Here is a 20817-nt window from a genome sequence, read left to right as displayed (position 1 = left end):
CGAACGAGAGTGGTCATATGGGCAAGTCAGGAATCGGTTTTTCCAGGAACAAGCACTGGTCTTCGCGCGTCGCTGTCGCACTGACCGGGGCCGTCGTGTCCGGAACTGCGCTGGTCGGGGCCGCACAGGCCGCACCGCTCTTTCCCGGTGGACCGGAGGTTCCGAGTCTTCCCACCCTGCCCGGTCTGCCCGGCGCGCCGCAGCTGCCGCTTCCCGAACCGGCACCCGCGCCCGCGAACTTCTCGGCCCCATCCCTCAACCCGGGTGCGGGCGAGGTCGTGGGTGTTGCGCAACCGGTGATCATCCGCTTCAACGAGGCGATCGGCGACCGCGCAGCCGCCGAGCGTGCCATCAAGGTCACCACCAGCCAGCCGGTCGAGGGCGGTTTCTACTGGATCAACGACAGCCAGGTGCGGTGGAAGCCCACCGAGTTCTGGCCCGCGAACACCGAGGTCACCGTGGACGCCGGCGATTCGCACTCCACGTTCACCATCGGTGACGCGCTGGTGGCGACCGCGGACGACAACACCAAGCAGATCACCGTCACCCGGAACGGCGAAGTGGTCAAGACCATGCCGACGTCGATGGGTAAGACCGATCACGAGACGCCGAACGGCACGTACATCATCGGCGACAAGTTCCGTGACATGTACATGGACTCGTCCACGTACGGTGTCCCGGTCGACTCGGCCGAGGGGTACCGCACGTACGTCGAGTACGCCACCCGCATGTCGTACAGCGGCATCTTCGTCCACGCCGCACCGTGGTCGGTGGACGCCCAGGGCAACACCAACGTCAGCCACGGCTGCCTCAACGTGAGCACCGAGGACGCCAGGTGGTTCTACGAGAACTCGAAGAAGGGCGATGCCGTGGTCGTGCAGAACACCGCAGGCGGCGTGCTGAACGGCTCCGACGGTCTCGGCGACTGGAACCGCTGACCCTGATCTGACCACGTTCTCCCCGTAGCCCGCACAGTTCAATGTGCGGGCTACGGCAATTTACCGGCTATTCGTACACGGTCGTCAGACTGCCGCAGTGAGATCGAGTCCGGAACGAACCCTGCCGTCGCCGGGAAAGCAGGGATTGCTCGGGCGTCCATGGCGGGACTACGCGCTGTTCGCAGCGCTGGTGGGTCCCAATCTGGTTCTGCTCGTTCTGTTCACCTACCGGCCCCTGGTCGACAACATCCGGCTGTCGTTCTTCGACTGGAACATCGCCGACCCCGTCGCCACGTTCGTCGGCTGGGACAACTACCGCGAATGGTGGAGCCGGCCCGACACCTGGCAGATCGTCGGGAACACCGTCGTGTTCACTGTCGCGACCGTGTTCGGATCGATGGTCGCCGGTCTCGCGCTCGCCGTGCTGCTGGACCGTAACCTGCACGGCCGCAACCTTGTTCGCTCGGCGATCTTCGCGCCGTTCGTCATCTCGGGTGCCGCGATCGGCGTGGCGTTCCAGTTCGTGTTCGATCCCCGTTTCGGGTTGATCCAGGATCTTCTGCATCGTGCCGGAGTCGACTCCGTCCCCGACTTCTATCAGGATCCGCACTGGGCGCTGTTCATGGTGACGGTCACCTACATGTGGAAGAACCTCGGCTACACGTTCGTGATCTACCTTGCGGCACTGCAGGGTACGCGGCGCGAGTTGACCGAGGCCGCGGAGATCGACGGGGCGGGCCGGTGGACGACGTTCCGACGGGTCGTCCTCCCGCAGTTGCGTCCGACCACCTACTTCCTCTCGATCACGGTGATGCTGGGCTCCCTTCAGGTGTTCGACATCATCAACGTGATGACCCGGGGCGGTCCACTCGGCACCGGAACCACCACGATGGTCTACCAGGTCTACAACGAGTCGTTCCGCAACTTCCGTGCCGGCTACGGCGCCACCGTGGCCACGATCATGTTCCTGGTCCTGCTCGGGATCACCGTCTACCAGGTGCGGATCATGGATCGAGGTGAGGTCCGGTGACCGCGGACACCGCGCGCGATCAGCGCACCACGGAAGTGCCGGTGACGGCAGACGCGGCCCGTGACCATCGACGCCGGGAGGCGCTCGTGACGGCCCTGGGGTACGCCGCGATGGTGGCGGTGCTGGTCATGGTGGCCCTGCCGCTGTACTGGATCGTGATGACGTCCTTCAAGGATCGTCCGGACGTCTACACCCTTCCGGTCACCTGGTGGCCCGGCACCTTTCATCCCGAGAACTACTCCGAGGCCACCACGTCGGTGCCGTTCTGGACGTTCCTGCGGAACTCGGTGATCATCACCGGGGTGCTGGCCGTCGTGAAGTTCGCGCTCGGCGTATTCAGCGCCTACGGGCTGGTATTCCTGCGGTTCCCGGGCAAGAACCTCGTGTTCCTCGGCATCATCGCCGCGTTGATGGTGCCCAACCAGATCACGGTCATCTCCAACTACGCACTCGTCGCCGAATGGGGCTGGCGGAACAGCTTTCACGGCATCATCGTTCCGCTCGCCGGGGTCGCGTTCGGAACGTTCCTGATGCGCAACCACTTCCTGTCGATACCCACCGAGATCATCGAGGCCGCCCGGATGGACGGCGCAGGCCACTTCCGGCTGCTGTGGCGGGTGGTCCTGCCGGTGTCGGGCCCCACCATGGTGGCGTTCGCGATCATCACCGTCGTCACCGAGTGGAACGAATACCTGTGGCCGTTCCTGATGGCCGACGACGCCTCCGTCGCGCCGCTGCCGATCGGGCTGACCCAACTCCAGAACAACGACGGGCTCACCAACTGGGGCCCGGTCATGGCGGGAACGGTACTCACGATGCTGCCGATTCTCGCGGTTTTCCTTGTGCTGCAACGGCACATGATCAAGGGCCTCACATCGGGTGCGGTCAAGGGATAGCGGAGAACGAGGAGAGACATGAATCGGATGAACCGTCGAGGATTCCTCGGGCTGGCGGGCGCGGTGGCCGCCGGTGCCGCGCTGACGGCCTGCGCCGGGTCGGGGTCGGGCTCGTCGGCGACGTCCGGTGCGGCGGGCGACGCGAACACCATCACGTTCTGGTCCAATCACCCCGGCAAATCCCAGGACGTCGAACGTGAACTGATCAACCGGTTCCAGGCGAAACACCCCGACCTCACCGTGAACCTCGTCGACGGCGGAAAGAACTACGAGGAGGTGTCGCAGAAGTTCAACGCGGCCCTGTCGGGCGGCGAACTGCCCGACGTCGTGGTCCTGTCGGACGTCTGGTGGTTCAACTACGCGCTGACCGGTGCCATCGAACCGCTCGACGGACTGTTCGGCGAGGTCGGCGTCGACTCCTCCGACTACGTCGACTCGCTGCTCGCCGACTACCTGTTCGAGGGCAAGCACTACGCCCTCCCGTACGCGCGGTCGACGCCGCTGTTCTACTACAACAAGCAGGTGTGGGCGCAGGCCGGCCTGCCCGATCGCGGGCCTGCCACCTGGCAGGAGTTCGACGAGTGGGGTCCCGAACTGCAGCGGGTGATGGGCGGCGGCAAGCTGGCCCACGGCTGGGGCGATGCCAAGAACTACCTGGGCTGGACGTTCGAGGGACCGGTCTGGACGTTCGGCGGGGCGTACTCGGACCAGTGGGCCCTGAAGTTCGGCGACGAGAAGACGCTCGCCGCGGGGGCGTTCCTGAAGGACATGATCCACACGAAGAAGTACGCGGCCGTGTCGAGCGACATCGCCAACGAGTTCGGTGCGGGCATCCTCGCGTCGACCATCGCCTCGACCGGTGACCTGTCAGGGATCACCAAGTCGGCCGCGTTCGACTTCGGCACCGCGTTCCTCCCCGCGTCGGGCGCGCCGGGCTGCCCGACCGGCGGCGCGGGGCTCGCGATACCGGCGCGGATCTCCGACGAGCGGAAGAAGAACGCGCTGACGTTCATCGACTTCGTGACGAACGGCGAGAACACCGCGTACTTCTCCCAGAACGTCGGGTACATGCCCGTCCGCAAATCCGCTGTCGAGGATCCGAGTATGAAGGCGTACCTCGACGCGAACCCCAACGCGCGCACCGCCGTCGACCAGCTCGCGAAGACCCGGTCACAGGACTACGCCCGAGTGTTCGTGCCCGGCGGCGACCAGGTCATCGGCACCGGACTCGAACAGATCGCGCTGCAGAACGCGGACGTGGCAACGACGTTCGCGGGCGTCGGGACGCAACTCCAGCAGATCATCGACCGCCAGATCACGCCCAAGCTGCCCCAGTAGGAGGAGAAGGAACATCCATGGCCCACGTGCAGTTCGCAGGTGTCACCCACCGTTATTCCGGAGCCGATCGACCCGCGGTCGATCGGCTGGACCTCGACATCGCGGACGGCGAGTTCCTCGTCCTGGTGGGTCCGTCCGGGTGCGGTAAGTCGACCAGCCTGCGGATGCTGGCCGGCCTCGAAGCCGTCGAGGCGGGCCGCATCGAGATCGGCGGCACCGACGTCACCGCGCTGCCACCCCGGGCGCGGGACGTGGCCATGGTGTTCCAGAGTTACGCGCTGTACCCGAACATGACCGTCGCCGACAACATGGGTTTCGCGCTCCGCAACGCCGGCGTCGGGAAGGCGGAACGCACCGAGCGGGTGCTGGAAGCGGCGCGGATGCTCGAACTCGAACCGCTGCTGGACCGCAAACCGGCGAAACTGTCCGGCGGGCAACGTCAACGGGTCGCGATGGGCCGGGCGATCGTGCGGCACCCGAAGGTGTTCTGCATGGACGAACCGCTGAGCAACCTCGACGCGAAGCTGCGGGTGAGCACCCGCTCGCAGATCGCGGGCCTGCAGCGCCGGCTCGGCACGACCACCGTGTACGTCACCCACGACCAGGTGGAGGCCATGACGATGGGCGACCGGGTGGCGGTCATGCAGGGCGGGCGCCTCCAGCAGGTAGCCCGGCCCCGCGATCTCTACGACGACCCGGTCAACACGTTCGTCGCCGGTTTCATCGGCTCGCCCGGGATGAACCTCATGGACACCCCGATCCGCGACGGCGTCGCCGAACTGGGCGACCTGCGTATTCCCGTGCCGCACTCGGCTATCGGGGACGGCTCCGTGATCGTCGGGGTGCGCCCGGAGTCGTGGGTGCTGGTGGGGTCGTGGCGCAAGGACTCGTACACGGTCGAGACCGACCTGCTCGAGGAACTGGGGGCGGAGTCCTTCGTGTACGCGTCCGGGACGTCAGGGAAGGTGGTGGTGCGGGTGGACCGCACCCGCACCGTCGCCGCGGGGGAGAGGGTGCACCTGCAGCCGAAACCCGGCGAGGTGTACTTCTTCTCCGCGGCGACGGGTGACCGTCTGCGGTAGCGACTACCAGATCTTGACGCGCTCCTCCGGATCCAGATACAGGGCGTCACCCGGCTGGACGTCGAACGCGTCGTGGAACGTGTCGAGGTTGCGGATCACGCCGTTGCAGCGGAACTCCGGCGGCGAGTGCGGGTCGACGGCGAGCCGGCGAAGTGCCTCGGCGTCCCGGGCCTTGGTGCGCCACACCTGCGCCCAGCCGAAGAACACCCGCTGGAGACCGGTGAGGCCGTCGAGAACCTCGGGCTCGGACCCGTCCGTGGCGATCCGGTACGCCGCGATGGCGATGGACAGGCCACCGAGGTCGCCGATGTTCTCACCGATGGTGAACTCGCCGTTCACGGCGTGGCCGGGCAGCGCCTTCGGCTCGAACTCGTTGTACTGCTCGATCAGCGCCTTCGTGCGCTTGCCGAACTCGGTCCGGTCGTCGTCGGTCCACCAGTCGACCATGTTGCCGTCGCCGTCGTACTTGGCGCCCTGATCGTCGAAGCCGTGGCCGATCTCGTGACCGATGACGGCACCGATTCCGCCGTAGTTGGCGGCGTCGTCGGCTGCGGCGTCGAAGAACGGCGGCTGCAGAATGGCTGCGGGAAAGACGATTTCGTTCATGCCCGGGTTGTAATAGGCGTTGACCGTCTGCGGTGTCATGAACCACTCGTCGCGGTCGACGGGACCACCGAGCTTCGCGAGGTCGCGGTCGTACTCCGCCGCGTAGCCGCTGCGGTAGTTGCCGACCAGGTCGTCGCGGGAGATGGTGACGGCCGAGTAGTCCCGCCACTTGTCGGGGTAGCCGATCTTGGGCGTGAACTTCTCCAGCTTGCGGAGCGCCGCCTGCCGTGTCTCGGGGCTCATCCAGTCCAGGTCGGAGATGTTGCGCCGGTACGCCTCCTGCAGGTTGGCGACCAGTTCCTGCATGCGGGCCTTCGCGTCGGCCGGGAAGTGGCGTTCGACGTAGAGCTTGCCGACGGCCTCGCCCAGCAGATCCTGCACCAGAGACACGCCGCGCTTCCAGCGCTCACGGATCTCCTCGGCGCCGGTCAGCGTCTTCCCGTAGAACGCGAAATTCTCGTCGACCAGGGCCTGCGTGAGGTACGGGGCGCGGGAGCGGATGACGTTCCACGTCGCCCACGCCTTCCAGTCGTCGATGTCCTCGGACGTCCACAGCCCGGTCAGGGTGGTGAGGAAGTCGGGCTGGCGGACCACGATCTCGGCGAACTGCTCGGACGTGCCACCGAGTGCGCCGATCCACGACGACCAGTCCAACCCGGAGGGAAGCTGGTCGAGGGTGAGCAGGTTGTAGCTCAGCTCGGCGTCGCGACGCTTCACGACGTCCCAATGACCTGCCGCGATCTTGGTTTCCAGGTCGAACACGCGCTGCGCGTCGTAGTCGACGCCGGCGAGGGCGAACATCTTCGCGATGTGCTGCACGTACGCCGCGCGGATCTCCGCGTGGTCGTCCTGGCGGTAGTACGACTCGTCGGGCAGGCCGATGCCCGACTGGCTGAAGTGGACGAGGTAGCGCTCGGAGTTCTTCGCGTCCGTGTCGACGTAGTGACCGACGGCACCGCCGACCCCGGTGCGCTGCTGGCGGCCGATGACGGCGGCGAGCGCGGAGAGGTCGGTGGCCGAGGCCACGTCGGCGAGCTCACCGGCGATCGGTGCGAGCCCCGCGGCCTCGACCACGTCCGCGTCCATGAAGCTGCCGTACAGGTCGCCGATGCGCTGGGCGTCGGTCCCCGGCGCCGCGCCGGAGTCCGCCGCCTCCTCGATGATGGTCTGGACGTCGACCTCGGCCTTGTCGTACAGCGTTCGGAACGCGCCGTCGATCGCCCGATCCGCGGGAATCTCGTAGTCGTCGATCCACTTGCCGTTCACGTGGACGAAGAGGTCGTCCTGGGCGCGGGTGTCGTTGTCGAGGTGAGTGAGGTCGATGCCGGAGCGCTGAGCCGTGGTCATGCGTTCCATCCTTACACCGTTCCGCGCCGGGAGGTCCACCACTGCGCTCAGGGCGAAACCAACTATCGGGATCGATCAGACGTCGATGCCGAGGTTGATCGCCGCGAGGTAGCCGTCCGACTGCGTGGCGACGGTCAGCAGGCCGGCGTCGTCGTAGATGCTGTCGGTGGAGTTGTTCACGTTGTTCTTCCGTCCGGTGTGATCGGAGTACGGCGCGGTCGCGTACACCTCGTCGAGCAGGGCCTCGTCGAAGAACAGCTGGGTGGTGAGCACCGTCTTCTTGTCGATGTGCACCTTGAGATGGATGTGGGTGGTCCGGCTGATGTACCAGCCGGGGAAGACGGTGGTGAACTGGGCGATGCCGTTCGCGTCCGTGGTCTGGGCGCCGCGCAGGTAGGTGCCGTCGTCCGTGGTCGTGGCCTCGCTGTCGCCGACGCTGTAGGACCCGTCGGACGTCTCACCCGAACCGCCGGACATGTCGCCGCCGGGACCACCCGGTCCGGGCCCACCTGCGCCACCGGGACCACCGGCCGGGGGCTGGCCGCCACCGGGTCCGCCTGCCGGCGGCGCGCCTGCGGGGGCGCCGTTGCCGCTGAGGTCGGCGGCCTTGGAACCCGACTCGAAGCCGGAGTACACACCGCCCGCGTCGCAGTGCCAGATCTCCACGACCGCATTGCTGACCACCGCGGCGGACCCGTCCGCGGAGCAGTTCGTCAGGTTCTGCACCCGCAGTGCGAGCTGCAGCTTCGTGCCCGGCCGGTCTTCGCGGATGTCGCTGCGGATGGAGTCGACGTCGAACCAGTATGGTCCCTGCGTCTCCTCGACGGCCAGGACGCACTGCGGTGCCTGGTCGAGCAGGGCGGTCACCGTGTCGGCGCTCGTCGTGGCGCTGGATGCGGCTGCGGTCGACGAGGCCGACGCCGACGTGCTGCCGCTCCCGTTCCCGGTGCAGGCGGCGATGAGCCCACCCAGACTCACCGTTCCACCGACCGCCAGTGCGCGGCGGCGGCTGATGCGCAGACGGCTCTTCTCGACGTCCTTGTTCACAATGTGTACCTCTCCATGATCGGGCTGTGACCCGATCGTGGCGCACGAACCTGCACGCAGCGTGCCGTCCGGCTGTGAACTTGCTGGGAATCAGCCGCCGAGGCGGGCGTGCATCTCCCAGACGAGGACCTCGGCGCCGGTGTGCGAGGTGACCTGCTGGCCACCGGAGGCGCTCAGCCGGACGGCGTCCCCCTCGTACAGGGTGCCGACGCCCTCCATCTCCGCGGTGCCCCGGGCGACGAAGACGTGGAGGAACGGCGCTTCGGGAAGGGTCACCGGTGCGCCGGGGAAGAGTCGCGCGACATGCAGGGCCGCGTGCCTGTTGTTGATCCGGATCGCCGAATTGTCCTTGTATTCCGGCATTCCGGACGCAACGGGCACCAGCCCGCCCTTGAGGATCTCGTCCTCGATCTCGAGTTGTTCGTAGCTCGGAGTGAGGCCGGCTTCGTCGGGTACCACCCACATCTGGACGAAATGCACCGGCTCATGGTGCTGCTCACCCTCGAGGCGCCAGCTGTCGTTCTTTTCTGAATGCATGATGCCCTTGCCTGCGCTCATGCGTTGCGCAAGGCCGGGATAGATGATGCCGGAGTGGCCGATCGAATCCTGATGCACGAGCGAGCCGCGCAGCACCCACGTGACGATCTCCATGTCCTTGTGCGGATGCGTGTCGAATCCCTGACCGGGGAGCACGGTGTCGTCGTTGTTCACGAGGAGCAGCCCGTGGTGTGTGTTGTCGGGGTCGTAGTGCTGGCCGAAGGAGAACGAATGTTTCGAATCCAACCAGGAAATCTTGGTTTTCAGCCGATCGCCGGCACGATGAACATAGACGTGAGGTGTGGTGACTGCTGGCATATCGGTCCTCCTTCGGGTGGTACCCGGTCCAGAGTACGAGGTGCCGGCTGTGGGTACTCGCAAGACGGTGTCGATTGTGCATCGAATTCATCGCCTGTCGGCAGCGGTGGAGGGCCCGCGTCGAAGACGAAATGGGGCTGCGCAGTGCGACATTGGAGTACCGAGCGCTCGTAAGACGGTGTTCGGCAACAGCTTTCATCGACGGTGAGAAAAGCGTGAAAGACGGGCGTCCAGTTCGTGCCGCCGCGAATGCCCGCTTCGACCGGGCCCGCGGCGTACAGTTCGAATTGTGCGTCCGGAAGTCGCAGGATTTGCGGCACGTCGCACACAGCGGAAGGAGCGTGATGAAGGCGAATTCGGATCGACACGATCAGCACCTCCCCGAGCACCAGCGGATCGCAGACCTCGTCGACGACATGGAAGACCGGCTGGTGGCCGAGCGCGAGGCGAAGGGAATCGCGGGCAACGCGTCCGAGCGGAAGCAGGCTGAACAGGTCGAGCCCGACGACCAGGCTCCCGAGTAGTGCGGCTTCGCCGCCCGTGAGTACTTGGTCACTCGAAGAAGCGGTACACGGCCTCGACGACTACCGCGGGACGCTCGCTGCCCTCGAGTTCGATCTGCCCGGCGACGGTCACCTGGACGCCGCCCTTGGGCAGTTCCTCGACGGACTGCAGCGTCGCGTTCAAGCGGACGCGTCCTTCCGCGGGCACGGGGTTGGTGAATCGGACCTTGTTGAGACCGTAATTGACGGCCATGGTCACGCTGTCGACGGTCAGTACCTCGTCCCACATGGGGATGATCAGCGACAACGTGAGGTAGCCGTGGGCGATGGGCCCGCCGAACGGGCTCTCCGCCGTGGCGCGCTCGGGGTCGACGTGAATCCACTGGTGATCGTCGGTGGCGTCGGCGAATGTGTTGATCCGCTGCTGGGGGATGTCGATCCACGAGCTGGTGCCCAGCGACTGGCCCTCGAGTGCGGCGAGGTCGGCCAGGGTGGCGACGCGGGTGGTGGTTGCGGTGGTCACGATAAGTCTCCTGGTGGTTCGGTGAGGCCGGGTCAGTGCTTGATGCCGAGAACGCGCAGCGCGTTCTGCTTGAAGATCAGGGGCGCGACCTCGGGTTTGATGTCGAGGTTCTCGAAGTCCTTCATCCAGCGGTCGACCTGGATGACGGGGAAGTCGGAGCCGAACAGCACCTTGCCGCGGAGCATGCTGTTGGCGGCCTTGACCAGCTGCGGCGGGAAGTACTTCGGCGACCACCCGGACAGGTCGATGAAGACGTTCGCCTTGTGGGTGGCGATGGAGATCTGCGAGTCGACCCACGGCACCGACGGGTGGGCCATGATCACGGTGAGGTCGGGAAAGTCGGCGGCGACGTCGTCGAGCAGCATCGGGTCGGAGTAGCGCAGTTTGATGCCGTGCCCGCCGGGCAGCCCGGCGCCGATCCCGGTCTGACCGGTGTGGAACAGGGCGGGGACCCCGGTCTCGGTGATGGCCTCGTAGAGCGGGTAGAACTGCCGGTCGTTCGGTTCGAAGCCCTGCATGCTGGGGTGGAACTTGAACCCCTTCACGCCGAACTCGTCGACGAGCCGGTGCACGCGCCGCACGGCGGCCTTGCCCTGCCAGGGGTCGACGGACCCGAACGGTATCAGGACGTCGTTGTGGCGGGCCGCGCCCTCGGCGATCTCCTCGACCGAGTTGGCGGCGTGTCCGCTGGCCGAGGCCGCGTCGACGGTGAACACGACCGCGGCCATGTTGCGCGAGCGGTAGTGATCGGCGATCGCGTCGATGGACGGGGTGCGTTCCTCGCCGGACTTGAAGTACTTCTCCGAGGCGGCCATCAGTTCGTCGTCGAGGGACCGGTGCCCGCAGCCGTCGATCTCGACGTGGGTGTGGATGTCGATGGCGTCGATCTTGTCGAAGTCGATGCCGTACTCGTAGCGGCTCACTTCGCCATCAGCTCCTCGGGAAATTCCTCGCCGACGGACTGGACGGCGTCGCCGAACGTGCCGGTCCACTGAGCCGCGATGTCGTCGGCCGACCAGCCGCCGTCGTGGTACTCGACCGCGGTCAGGTCGGGGTGCGACCACAGCGCGAGGCGGTCGCCACCGACGGCGAAGGCCTGGCCGGTGATCTCGGCGGCCGCGTCGGACGCGAGGAACGAGATGATGCCTGCGGCGTCCTCGGGGGTGCCCAGGCCCACGTCGCGGCGGATGATGTCGGGGAGCGGCTCGCCATTCTTCATGCCCTCGATGTAGGGGGCGAGGAACGGGACGGTCTCGGTCATCGCGGTCGCGGCGACGGGGCAGACGGCGTTGGCGGTGATGCCCGCGCGCTGTAGTTCCATCGCCCAGGTGCGGACCATGCCGACGATGCCGGACTTGGCGCCCGAGTAGTTGGTCTGCCCGAAGTTGCCGCGCTGGCCGGCAGGGGAGCCGATGCAGATGATGCGACCACCGTCGCCCTGTTCGCGGAACTTCAGGACGGCTTCGCGGACGCACGTGAACGTGCCGCGCAGATGTACGTTGATCACTGCGTCGAAGTCGTCGTCGGTCATCTTCCACAGCACCTTGTCGCGGAGGATGCCGGCATTGGTGACCATGACGTCGAGGCGTCCGAATGCGTCGATCGCGCCGGCGACCAGCTTCTGGGCGGTTTCGGTGCTGCCGACCGGGGCGACGACGGCGACTGCCCGGCCGCCCGCGGCGGTGATCTCGGCGACGGCGGCGTCGGCGGTGGCCTGGTTGACGTCGTTGATCACGACTGCGGCGCCGTGCCGCACGAGGTCCTTGGCGTAGGCCAGTCCGAGGCCCTGTCCGCTGCCGGTGACTACGGCGACTTTGTTGCTGAGGTCCATGTCGCGATTCTCCTAAGGTCGTGTTCGCTGAATCACACGTAATCATTGATGATTGAGAATGTCAATGATTAAGATCTGCTACTCTACCGGCAATCATCAGAAGGGGGTCGTCGCATGGCAGAGTCGCAGGCGTTATCGGACGACATCGGGTTCCTGCTCTCGCGCGTCGGCGGAATGGTGCTGGGCGCGGTGAACAAGGCCCTCGTTCCCACGGGTCTGCGGGTGCGCTCCTATTCGGTTCTGGTCCTCGCCTGTGAGCAGGCCGAGGGCGTCAACCAGCGCGGAGTGGCCGCCACCATGGGGCTCGACCCCAGTCAGATCGTGGGCCTGGTCGACGAACTCGAGGAACGCGGACTCGTCGTGCGCACCCTCGACCCCTCGGATCGTCGCAACAAACTGATCGCTGCCACCGACGAGGGGCGCCGACTCCGCGACGACGCCAAGGCGCGTGTCGACGCCGCGCACGGACGCTACTTCGAGGGCATCCCCGACACGGTCGTGAATCAGATGCGGGACACGTTGCAGAGCATCGCCTTTCCCACCTTCGTCGAGTAGGGCACGATGACCGAGCTCCTCGCCCCGGCCCCGCCCGGCATGTCGTTCCTCGCCACGTTCGTCGTGGAGGTGGCCGAGCCGGTGGAGATCGGGTCCACGCCCGAAGGCACACGGCGCATCATCCCCATCGTCGGTGGCCGGGTCGAGGGCCCCGAGCTACGGGGCACCGTGCTGCCGGTAGGGGCGGACTTCCAGCTGCTCAGCTCGTCCACGCTCACCGAACTCGAGGCCAAGTACGCCATCGAGACCGACGACGGCGACCGCATCTACGTCACCAACTTCGGGCTGCGCTCGGGTACCGCCGAAGACATCGCCCGGTTGGTCGAGGGCGAGCCCGTGCCACCCGAGCGCATCTACTTCCGCTGCACCCCACGGCTCACCGCCGCCGAGGGCCGGTGGTCGTGGCTGCGCTCGCGGATCCTCGTCGGCACCGGCGAACGCCTCCCCGGCGAGGTGCGTCTCACGGTGTTCGTGGTGGACTGACCGGCAGTGGAGATCCGCTGGATGAAGTCGTTCGTCGCGGTCGCCGAGGAACTCAACTACGGCCGGGCGGCCGAGGTGCTGCACATCGCGCAACCGGCCGTGAGTCAGCAAGTGCAGCAACTCGAGAAGCGCCTCGGCGTGAAACTGTTCGACCGCACCACGCGATCGGTCCGGCTCACCGCGGCGGGGGAGCGCTTCCTGCAGCCGTGCAAGGACGCGCTCGCCGGAATCGACCGCGCCGTCGATGCCGCGGTGATCGCGGATCCGGCGGTCGAAGGTCGCGTCCGGGTCGGGTTCAGCGGCGCCTACGGGCAGACCGAATTGTCCTCTCTGGCAAGGTCGGTGCGCCGTCGGTACCCGCTGATCGATCTCGTCCTCGAGGGGGCGACGGTCAGTGGGCAGATCCTCGACGAAATCTGGGAGGGGCAACTCGACCTCGGGATCGTCTCGGACGCGGTGTCCCACCCCCATGTGCTCACGCGGCAGATCTCGGTGGAGTACCTCAGTGCACTGCTCCCGAGCGATCACCCACTCGCCGCACGGGAGTCGATCGACCTCGCCGAACTGCGCGACGAAACGTTCGTCGCGAATCCCGCCGCCACCGGGTCCACGCTCCGCCGCGATCTGCTCGCCGCGTGCCGGGATGCCGGGTTCACGCCGAACATCGTGCAGGAGACCACCGACGGCATCGTGCTGACCGCCCTCGTCGCGGCCGGGGTCGGTGTGGCGCTCGTGCCGGGTGACGTCCAGACGTATCCCAATCGGGTGGTGCTCGTTCCCCTCGACGCCGGCCGATACGAAGTCCGGGCCGCGCTGGCCTGGTCGGACCGTCCCGTATCGCCCGTCGTGCAGACGGTTCTCGACCTCGCCGCCGAGGTGCTGCCGTCGCCGGGCGCCGCCCCCGACGAGCAATAACGATCGCTTATCAATCGGTGCCGATACTGCTCTTGGACGGTGATCGGTTTCTTTGGCAGAGTCTCCCTCGGCGGCAGCGGATGTGACCTGGACAACTCCGATCCCCGGTGCCGCACCCGCCTCGAGGCCTCTCCGAACTCCCGGATGCCCTTCACATTCAGGTAGGAACCACATGACTTCCACATTCGACGGCCGCGACGTACGCGCCGACACGAGCGTCCGGTCGCCCCACGCGCGCCGGGCAGCCCTGGCCTCCTTCGTGGGCAGCACACTCGAGTACTACGACTTCTTCATCTACGCCTCCTTCTCCGCGCTGGCGTTCAACACCCTGTTCTTCCCGGATCTCGGTTCGTTCTGGGGGACCATCGTGTCGATGGCGACCATCGGGATCGGGTACGTCGTCCGGCCTCTCGCAGCCCTCGTCTTCGGGCACTTCGGGGACACCCTCGGCCGTAAGCGGATGCTGGTGGTGACGCTCGTGATGATGGGCGTGGCCACGTCGCTCATCGGCTGCCTGCCGACGTACGGGGCGATCGGCGTCGCGGCGCCGATCCTGCTGGTGCTGCTCCGGGCCATCCAGGGTGCGTCGGCGGCGGGCGAGTCGGCGGGAGCCGCGTCCCTGGCGCTCGAACACGCACCCGCCGATCGCCGGGCGCTTGCGGCGAGCTGGGTGAACACCGGCGCCGCCGCGGGAATGCTGCTGGCATCGCTGGTCGTCCTCGTGTTCTCCGGACTGCCCGAGGACGCCTTCCTCAGCTGGGGATGGCGTATCCCGTTCCTGCTCAGCATCTTCGTCGCACTCGCCGGGCTCGTCATCCGCCGGATGCTGCCGGAGAGCGAGGTGTTCGAGGCGGCCGTGTCGACCGACGAACCCAAGGAGATGCCGGCGAAGGTGATCTTCCGCGACCACTGGCCGAGCGTGCTGCGGGTCGTGGGTTGCGGCCTGTTCGCGGTGGTCTCCACCATCTTCAGCGCCTTCGCTCTGTCGTGGGGCACCCACGAGGCCGGTGTGTCCCGGACCGTCATGGTCGGCGCGACCGTGCTCACCGCCGCACTCGCGCTCGTGGCCCAGCCCGCCGCGGGGATCCTCGCCGACCGGATCGGACGCAAGCCGATCTTCATCACCGGCAATCTCGTCTGCGCCGTCGCCATCTCCGGATTCTTCTGGGCGGTCAGCCAGCGTTCGACCGCCCTGATCCTGATCACCGCGTGCGTCGTGATGGTGGCCGGCTACTCGCTCGTCAACGCCGTCGGTCCCGCGCTGTACGCCGAGATGTTCGAGACGCGCATCCGGTATTCGGGCATGGCGATCTCCGGGCAGCTGGCGCTGGTGGCCACCGGATTCGCCCCCACCATCGCCGCGGCGCTCGTCCGGCCCGGACCGAACGGCTGGATTCCGGTGGCCGTATTCACCGCGTGCTGCTGCCTGGTCAGCGCGCTCACCACGCTCACGGTCCGCGAAACCTACCGGACCAGCACCACCGACCTCGGCAAATGACCGCACTCCCGTCGAAAGTGACCGAACCTGTGAAACACGATGTACTGATCGAGAACGACGTCGAGGCGACGATGCGGGACGGGGTGGTTCTGCGCTCGACCGTGTACCGCCCGAACGGATCCGGACGCTTCCCGGTTCTGCTCACCCGCACCCCGTACGGCCGCGACCTGTCCGTGAACTCGGGCTACCTCAACCCCACCACCGTCGCGGCCGCCGGATTCGTCGTGATCATGCAGGACGTCCGCGGCAGATTCGGCTCGGACGGCGACTTCGTGCCGTCCGAGAACGAAGGTCCGGACGGTTACGACACGGTGCAGTGGGCCGCCGAACTGCCGTACTCGACCGGCGCCGTGGGCATGTGGGGACGGTCGTACTTCGCCGAAACCCAGTGGCGTGCAGCCCAGGAGAAGCCGCCGGCCCTGCGCGGCATCGCCCCGGGCATCTCCGCAGGCGGCAATGCGCGGTCCGGTGGACTCGTGCGCGGCGGCGCGGTGGAATTCGGTGCCCGGCTCGGGTGGGGGCACTACTCGGCCGGACCGGCCGAGATCGCGAAACTGTCCCGGACCGATCCCGTCCGCGCGGAACGCGAGTGGGAGTCGTGGGCGCGGATCGATCGGGCGATGTCCGAGGACACGTTCCTGGACATCCTGCCCGTCCGCGACATGGCGGCCGATGCTCCGGCGTTCTTCGCGTCGCCGATCGTCGAATCGCTGGGATTCCCGATCGATCACCCCACCCGCGACCTGTGGGACAGCGCGAGCGACCGGGCCGTCGGCCTCCCCTCTCTGCACATCGGGGGGTGGTACGACATTTTCGTGAACAGCACCCTCGACCAGTACTTCGGCCAACTGGCGCACAGTGATTCCGGTGCGGCCCCCGCGCCGTACCTGATCGTGGGCCCGTGGAGTCACACCAACTTCTCCGGGCTCGGTGGCTCGGTAGTGTTCGGCAGTCCCGCCAACCAGGCGGTGCTCGACTCGGGGCAGGACCTGTCGTCGGTTCATGCGCAGTGGTACGCGTCGGTGCTCGGCGACGAGGAACCCGACATGCCCCGCGTCCGGATCTTCGTGATGGGGGAAAACCGGTGGCGGACGTACGACCGCTTCCCGGAACCCGCGCGGACGGCCGAACTCTTCCTGGCTCCCGGCGGAACCCTCGTCGCGGAAGCGGAGGGGGCCGACGGGTGCGTCAACTACGACTACGACCCGGCGGATCCGGTGCCGACGGTCGGTGGGGCGACGATGATGCCGGGAACGTTCGCGCCCGGCGCACTGGAACAGAGCCGCGTCGAATCCCGCGACGACGTCCTCGTGTTCACCGGTGAGGCACTCACCGAGCCGTTGACGGTGATCGGCCGGGTGTCCGCGACGCTGTTCGCGTCGTCCAGTGCGGTCGACACCGATTTCGTCGTGCGACTGTGCCGGGTGACCGCGGACGGCACGTCGATCACCCTCACCGACGGCATGGTCCGGGCCCGCTACCGCGACTCCTACCGGACCCCCGGGACGTATACATCCGCCGAACCGAGCCTGCTCGTGCCCGGGGAGGTGTACGAGTACGCGATCGACCTGTGGTCCACGGCCGTCACCTTCCAGCCGGGTGAGCGGATCCGGGTCCACGTGACGTCCAGCAACCATCCCCGCTGGGACCGCAACCTGAACACCGGCGAATCTGCGTACGAATCATCGGAATTCGTGGTCGCCCACCAGACCGTGCACACGGGGGAGCGGCACCCCAGCCGCGTGTCGCTCTCCGTGGTGCGCTGACGCGCCCGTGAGTACTTGTAGTACTCACAGGGGGCGAGGGTCGTACTGGATATAGCGGCGCACCTCGCGCGCCCGCTCCGCTCCGGCGAAGCGGGCGACGAGGTGCAGTGCCATGTCGATACCCGCGGAGACACCGGCCGACGTGATCACGGCGCCGTCGTCGACGAACCGATCGTCCGGGCGCACGTCGATGGTCGGATCGATCTCCGCCAGCAACGCCAACGACGCCCAATGCGTCGTAGCCGGCCTGCCTTTCAGCAGGCCGGCTTTCGCGTAGACCAGGGAACCCGTGCACACGCTGGTCATCAACGGAACGACGGCGCGCTGCCGGCGCACCCAGTCGAGATGGGCGTCGTCTAGCAGTTGGGGCCGCGTGCCCTGACCGCCGGGATGGAGCAGCACGGCGAGGGGCGGCGCGTCGGCATGGGAATGATGAGCGCCCAGGACGAGGCCCTTGGCGCACTGCACACTCCCGCCCGACGCGGAGAGGCAGGACACGGCGTATCCGTCGTCTGGGTACATGCGCGTCCACGCGGACAGCACCTCCCACGGCCCGACGGCGTCCAACTCCTCGACGCCGTCGAACAACACGATCCCGATGTGCTTCATTCCATAATGCAAGCACGCTCGTGAGTACTTGTTAACCGCCCGCGGTCAAGAAGTACTCACAGGCCGCGAAGCGGCAAGCTTCCGCAGGTCGGGTTTGCGGATCTTGCCGGTGGCGGTGCGGGGGAGTGCCTCCGCGATCTGGATGAACGTGGGAATCTTGAAGCCCGCGAGCTTTTCTCGCAGCCGGGCGCGAACCGTCTCCTCGTCGAGTGTCGTGCCGTCGGCGGCGACGACGAAGGCCATACCGGTCTCGCCCCACTTCTCGTGGGGGACGCCGATGACCGCCGCCTCCCGGATGCCCTCCAGTCTCAGCAGAGCCGCCTCGACCTCGGCGGGGTAGACGTTCTCGCCGCCGGAGATGTACATGTCCTTGTAGCGGTCGCAGATGAAGAGGAAACCTTCGTCGTCGAAGTAGCCGGCGTCGCCGGTGTGCAGCCAGCCGTCGACGATCGTGCGGGCGGTCACCTCGGGCTGATTCAGGTAGCCGAGCATCACGTTCGGGCCCTTGGCGACGATCTCGCCGATCTCGTGCTGTTCGGCGCTCGACCCGTCGGGACGCACGACGTCGACGTCGGTGAAGAACGTCCGCTTGCCGGCGGACCCGATCTTGCTGCGCACGTCCGCGCTCGACAGCATGGTGACCGAGGGCGCGGTTTCCGTCAGGCCGTACGCCTGCGTGATCGCGACGTCACGGTCCTGCCACGGGGAGATCAACGCTTCGGGCAGGGGAGCCCCCGCAACGCAGATGGCCCGCAGGCTGGACAGGTCGGCGTCCGCGAACCGGGGGTGGTGCCACAGTTCCTGGATCATCGTGGGGACCGCGAAGAACGTGGTGATGCGTTCCTTCTCGATCGTGTCGAGCACGACGCCGGCATCGAACTTGCGCAGCAGCACCACGGTGCCGCCGTTGAGCAGCGTCGGTGTGACGGCGCCGCCGATCCCGCCGATGTGGAACAGCGGCGCCACCGACAGCGTGCGTTCCTTCGACGTCATGTCCTGGGCGAGAAGCTGGTTCAGCGCGTTCCACAGCATGTTGCCGTGGCTGAGCATGACGCCCTTCGGCGCACCGGTGGTGCCCGACGAGTACATCAGCACGGACAGGTCGTCGAGGCCCACCTGCTCGTCGATGCGGGTGTCCGGCCGCCCGGCGCGCACGCCCTCGTACGTGTGGGTGGACCACGAGGCGCCCAGGCCGATCCAGGTGGTGACCGGGGTGTCCGACTGCGCCAGCTCCTGCGCGACGTCGGCCTGCTGATCGCCGAAGATCACTGTGGTGCAGCGTGAATCGCCGAGAACGTAGCGCGCTTCCTCGGCGGTGAGGCGTGCGTTGAGCGGGAGATACGTGGCGCCGAGCAGCCCGGCCGCGAACATCACCTCGAGCGCCGCCGGGTCGTTGAAACCGAAGAAGCCGACGCAGTCACCCTTCTCGACGCCGAGGGCGCGTAGGCCGTGGGCGAGTCGGCGGGTCCGCAGGGCCATCTCCTCGTACGTGACGGCCCGTCCGTCGAAGACGAGCGCCTCGTTCTTCGGCGTCATGGTGATGCGGCGCTCGAGCCACGAGCCGATGCCTTCGTTGTCCATGGTGACTCCTCGTTCTCTTCGAAACTACTCTCGAGCTTGTGGCGGGATGGGTGTGTCAGGCCGACGGGGTCTCGGCGCTCAGGTCGTTGTCCTTGCTCTCCTTCGTCGCGACGAGGAAGACGGCGCTGACCACGCACAGTGCGATGATGAACAACCCGACCGGGAGGATCGACTTGCCGGACGACGCGAACAGCGACGCCAGGATGACGGGGGTGAATCCCGCGCCGATGAGGGTGGCCAGCTGGTATCCGAGCGACGCTCCGGTGTAGCGCGCCCGGGTGCCGAACTGCTCGGAGATGAACGCGGCCATCGGCCCGTAGGTGGCCGAGTGGCAGAGGGTGTAGCCGACGAAGGCGAGCGCGATGAACAGGAACTCTCCCGTGCTGAGCAGCAGGAACAGTGGGTAGACGCTGAGGATCATCGCGCCGAGTCCCGCGAGCATGACCGGCCGGCGGCCGATCCGGTCGGACAGTCGCGCCGATCCGAGGACCAGGAAGATCGCGCAGAACTGGCAGAAGGAGAACGCCAGCAGCGCGTCGGACCGCGGGGCGCCGCTCGACACGGCGTAGGTGATGGCGAATGTGGTGAATGCGGTCTGCATTCCGAAGCTCGCGATGCAGCTCATCGACGCCACGACGACCGCGCGGGGCCGCTTCAGGATGGTGACGATGGGCGGGGTGGTCTCCTTCTTCGCCGATTCCTTCAGCGCCGCCGTGAACAGCGGGCTCTCCGACACCTTGGACCGGATGAACAGGCCGAGGGCCAGCATGAACGCCGAGATCAGGAACGGGATGCGCCAGCCCCACGTCAGGAACTGCTCGTCGGGGAGAAGCGACACGGCCGCCAGCGCGAGTGTGCCGAGCAGTGCGCCGGTGGGGGCGCCCGCGTTGGTGAACGCCGCGGCGAATCCGCGTTTGCCGGATTCGGCGTGCTCGAGCGACATCAGCGCTGCGCCACCCCATTCGCCGCCGACGGCGAGTCCCTGGCAGACGCGGAGGAGGACGAGGATCACCGCGGCCCAGGAGCCGATCATCTCCGGCGGGGGAATGAGCCCGATCGCGAACGACGCGATGCCCATGACGGTCATCGAGATCAGCAGCATGGCCTTGCGGCCGACGGTGTCCCCGAAGTGACCGAAGACGATTCCGCCCAGGGGGCGCGCGACGTAGCCGGCGGCGAACGTTCCCATCGACGCGATGCTCGCGGCCAGAGGGTCGAGATCGGCGAAGAACACCGGGCCGAAGACGAGGGACGCTGCGGTGGCGTAGAGCAGGAAGTCGTAGAACTCGATGGTGCTGCCCAGGTAGCTCGACAGGATTACCCTGCGAACTTCCTTCTTGCGTTGGGTGGCCGACATGGTGCCGGCGGTGGCGGTGACCGTCATCGATACTCCTTGGCCGAGCGTGGGACAACA

General features: G+C 67.1%; 20 protein-coding genes. 11 read left to right on the top strand and 9 right to left on the bottom strand.

The genetic code is table 11. The features are described from left to right. Positions 1-17: 17 nt before the first annotated feature. The 5 genes from AZG88_RS10390 (at position 18) to AZG88_RS10370 (ending at position 5284) form a co-directional block, all read left to right on the top strand. Complete coding sequence (locus tag AZG88_RS10390; RefSeq protein ID WP_061697628.1) at positions 18-938, top strand: L,D-transpeptidase; 921 nt, start codon at positions 18-20, stop codon at positions 936-938. A 97-nt stretch (positions 939-1035) separates the two neighbouring features. Beyond that, complete coding sequence (locus AZG88_RS10385) at positions 1036-1968, top strand: carbohydrate ABC transporter permease (RefSeq protein ID WP_061043791.1); 933 nt, start codon at positions 1036-1038, stop codon at positions 1966-1968. Next, on the top strand, positions 1965-2864 hold the full coding sequence (locus tag AZG88_RS10380) for a carbohydrate ABC transporter permease (RefSeq protein WP_061697627.1): 900 nt from the start codon (positions 1965-1967) through the stop codon (positions 2862-2864). Before AZG88_RS10385 ends, AZG88_RS10380 begins: the two co-directional genes overlap by 4 nt. Positions 2865-2882: 18 nt before the next feature. Beyond that, positions 2883-4202 (top strand): ABC transporter substrate-binding protein, encoded by a 1320-nt coding sequence (locus AZG88_RS10375; RefSeq protein ID WP_061697626.1) that lies wholly within the window; start codon positions 2883-2885, stop codon positions 4200-4202. Between the two features lie 17 nt (positions 4203-4219). Continuing rightward, entirely contained in the window at positions 4220-5284 is a 1065-nt protein-coding gene (locus AZG88_RS10370) for an ABC transporter ATP-binding protein (RefSeq protein ID WP_005243861.1), read from the top strand. A 3-nt stretch (positions 5285-5287) separates the two neighbouring features. Here the strand turns inward: AZG88_RS10370 and AZG88_RS10365 are convergent, their stop codons facing one another. The 3 genes from AZG88_RS10365 to AZG88_RS10355 form a co-directional block, all read right to left on the bottom strand. Next, the gene (locus AZG88_RS10365; protein ID WP_061697625.1) at positions 5288-7237 is read right to left on the bottom strand and encodes a M13 family metallopeptidase; all 1950 of its coding nucleotides are present in this window, start codon (positions 7235-7237) and stop codon (positions 5288-5290) included. A 75-nt stretch (positions 7238-7312) separates the two neighbouring features. After that, positions 7313-8284 (bottom strand): protocatechuate dioxygenase, encoded by a 972-nt coding sequence (locus AZG88_RS10360; RefSeq protein WP_061697624.1) that lies wholly within the window; start codon positions 8282-8284, stop codon positions 7313-7315. Positions 8285-8374: 90 nt separating this feature from the next. Beyond that, on the bottom strand, positions 8375-9139 hold the full coding sequence (locus AZG88_RS10355; protein ID WP_005243853.1) for a pirin family protein: 765 nt from the start codon (positions 9137-9139) through the stop codon (positions 8375-8377). Positions 9140-9483: 344 nt separating this feature from the next. Between AZG88_RS10355 and AZG88_RS10350 the strand changes: the two genes are divergently transcribed. Next, complete coding sequence (locus AZG88_RS10350; RefSeq protein ID WP_005243850.1) at positions 9484-9663, top strand: hypothetical protein; 180 nt, start codon at positions 9484-9486, stop codon at positions 9661-9663. Positions 9664-9691: 28 nt separating this feature from the next. On the opposite strand, the gene couM is transcribed toward AZG88_RS10350, so the two are convergent. From couM to couN, 3 genes are read right to left on the bottom strand one after another with little or no spacing between them, the layout of a single operon-like run. Then, positions 9692-10165: a p-hydroxycinnamoyl-CoA hydratase gene (gene couM, locus AZG88_RS10345; protein WP_005243848.1), complete on the bottom strand. Its 474-nt coding sequence runs from the start codon at positions 10163-10165 to the stop codon at positions 9692-9694. A gap of 32 nt (positions 10166-10197) precedes the next feature. Continuing rightward, positions 10198-11088, bottom strand: a complete 891-nt coding sequence (gene couO / locus AZG88_RS10340) for a 4-hydroxyphenyl-beta-ketoacyl-CoA hydrolase (protein ID WP_061697623.1) — start codon at positions 11086-11088, stop codon at positions 10198-10200. After that, complete coding sequence (couN, locus tag AZG88_RS10335; RefSeq protein ID WP_005243844.1) at positions 11085-11996, bottom strand: 4-hydroxyphenyl-beta-hydroxyacyl-CoA dehydrogenase; 912 nt, start codon at positions 11994-11996, stop codon at positions 11085-11087. Before couN ends, couO begins: the two co-directional genes overlap by 4 nt. A 114-nt stretch (positions 11997-12110) precedes the next feature. Between couN and couR the strand changes: the two genes are divergently transcribed. The 5 genes from couR (at position 12111) to AZG88_RS10310 (ending at position 17213) form a co-directional block, all read left to right on the top strand. Next, on the top strand, positions 12111-12551 hold the full coding sequence (gene couR, locus AZG88_RS10330; protein WP_025431954.1) for a MarR family transcriptional repressor CouR: 441 nt from the start codon (positions 12111-12113) through the stop codon (positions 12549-12551). Between the two features lie 6 nt (positions 12552-12557). Then, positions 12558-13034, top strand: a complete 477-nt coding sequence (locus AZG88_RS10325; protein WP_005243839.1) for a DUF3237 domain-containing protein — start codon at positions 12558-12560, stop codon at positions 13032-13034. 6 nt (positions 13035-13040) lie between these two features. Then, positions 13041-13949 (top strand): LysR family transcriptional regulator, encoded by a 909-nt coding sequence (locus AZG88_RS10320; RefSeq protein WP_061697622.1) that lies wholly within the window; start codon positions 13041-13043, stop codon positions 13947-13949. Positions 13950-14121: 172 nt separating this feature from the next. After that, a complete protein-coding gene (locus AZG88_RS10315; RefSeq protein WP_061697621.1) occupies positions 14122-15447 on the top strand; it encodes an MFS transporter in 1326 nt (441 codons plus the stop codon). Then, positions 15444-17213: a CocE/NonD family hydrolase gene (locus AZG88_RS10310; protein ID WP_061697620.1), complete on the top strand. Its 1770-nt coding sequence runs from the start codon at positions 15444-15446 to the stop codon at positions 17211-17213. Before AZG88_RS10315 ends, AZG88_RS10310 begins: the two co-directional genes overlap by 4 nt. Positions 17214-17237: 24 nt before the next feature. Here AZG88_RS10310 and AZG88_RS10305 read toward each other — a convergent pair whose 3' ends face one another. Genes AZG88_RS10305 through couT form a run of 3 tightly spaced genes read right to left on the bottom strand, consistent with a single transcriptional unit; the run spans position 17238 to position 20787 of the window. After that, positions 17238-17822 (bottom strand): DJ-1/PfpI family protein, encoded by a 585-nt coding sequence (locus tag AZG88_RS10305; RefSeq protein ID WP_025431955.1) that lies wholly within the window; start codon positions 17820-17822, stop codon positions 17238-17240. A 45-nt stretch (positions 17823-17867) separates the two neighbouring features. Then, complete coding sequence (couL, locus tag AZG88_RS10300; protein ID WP_061697619.1) at positions 17868-19403, bottom strand: p-hydroxycinnamoyl-CoA synthetase; 1536 nt, start codon at positions 19401-19403, stop codon at positions 17868-17870. Positions 19404-19458: 55 nt separating this feature from the next. Further along, positions 19459-20787, bottom strand: coding sequence for a p-hydroxycinnamate MFS transporter (couT, locus tag AZG88_RS10295; RefSeq protein WP_005243827.1), 1329 nt, complete (start codon positions 20785-20787; stop codon positions 19459-19461). Positions 20788-20817: the final 30 nt, after the last annotated feature.

It is taken from the genome of Rhodococcus sp. LB1 (assembly GCF_001583455.1).
In the GTDB taxonomy this organism is placed as follows: domain Bacteria; phylum Actinomycetota; class Actinomycetes; order Mycobacteriales; family Mycobacteriaceae; genus Rhodococcus_F; species Rhodococcus_F opacus.
The sequence above is the reverse complement of the archived record's forward strand: the minus strand, read 5'-3'. Positions and strand labels throughout refer to the sequence as shown.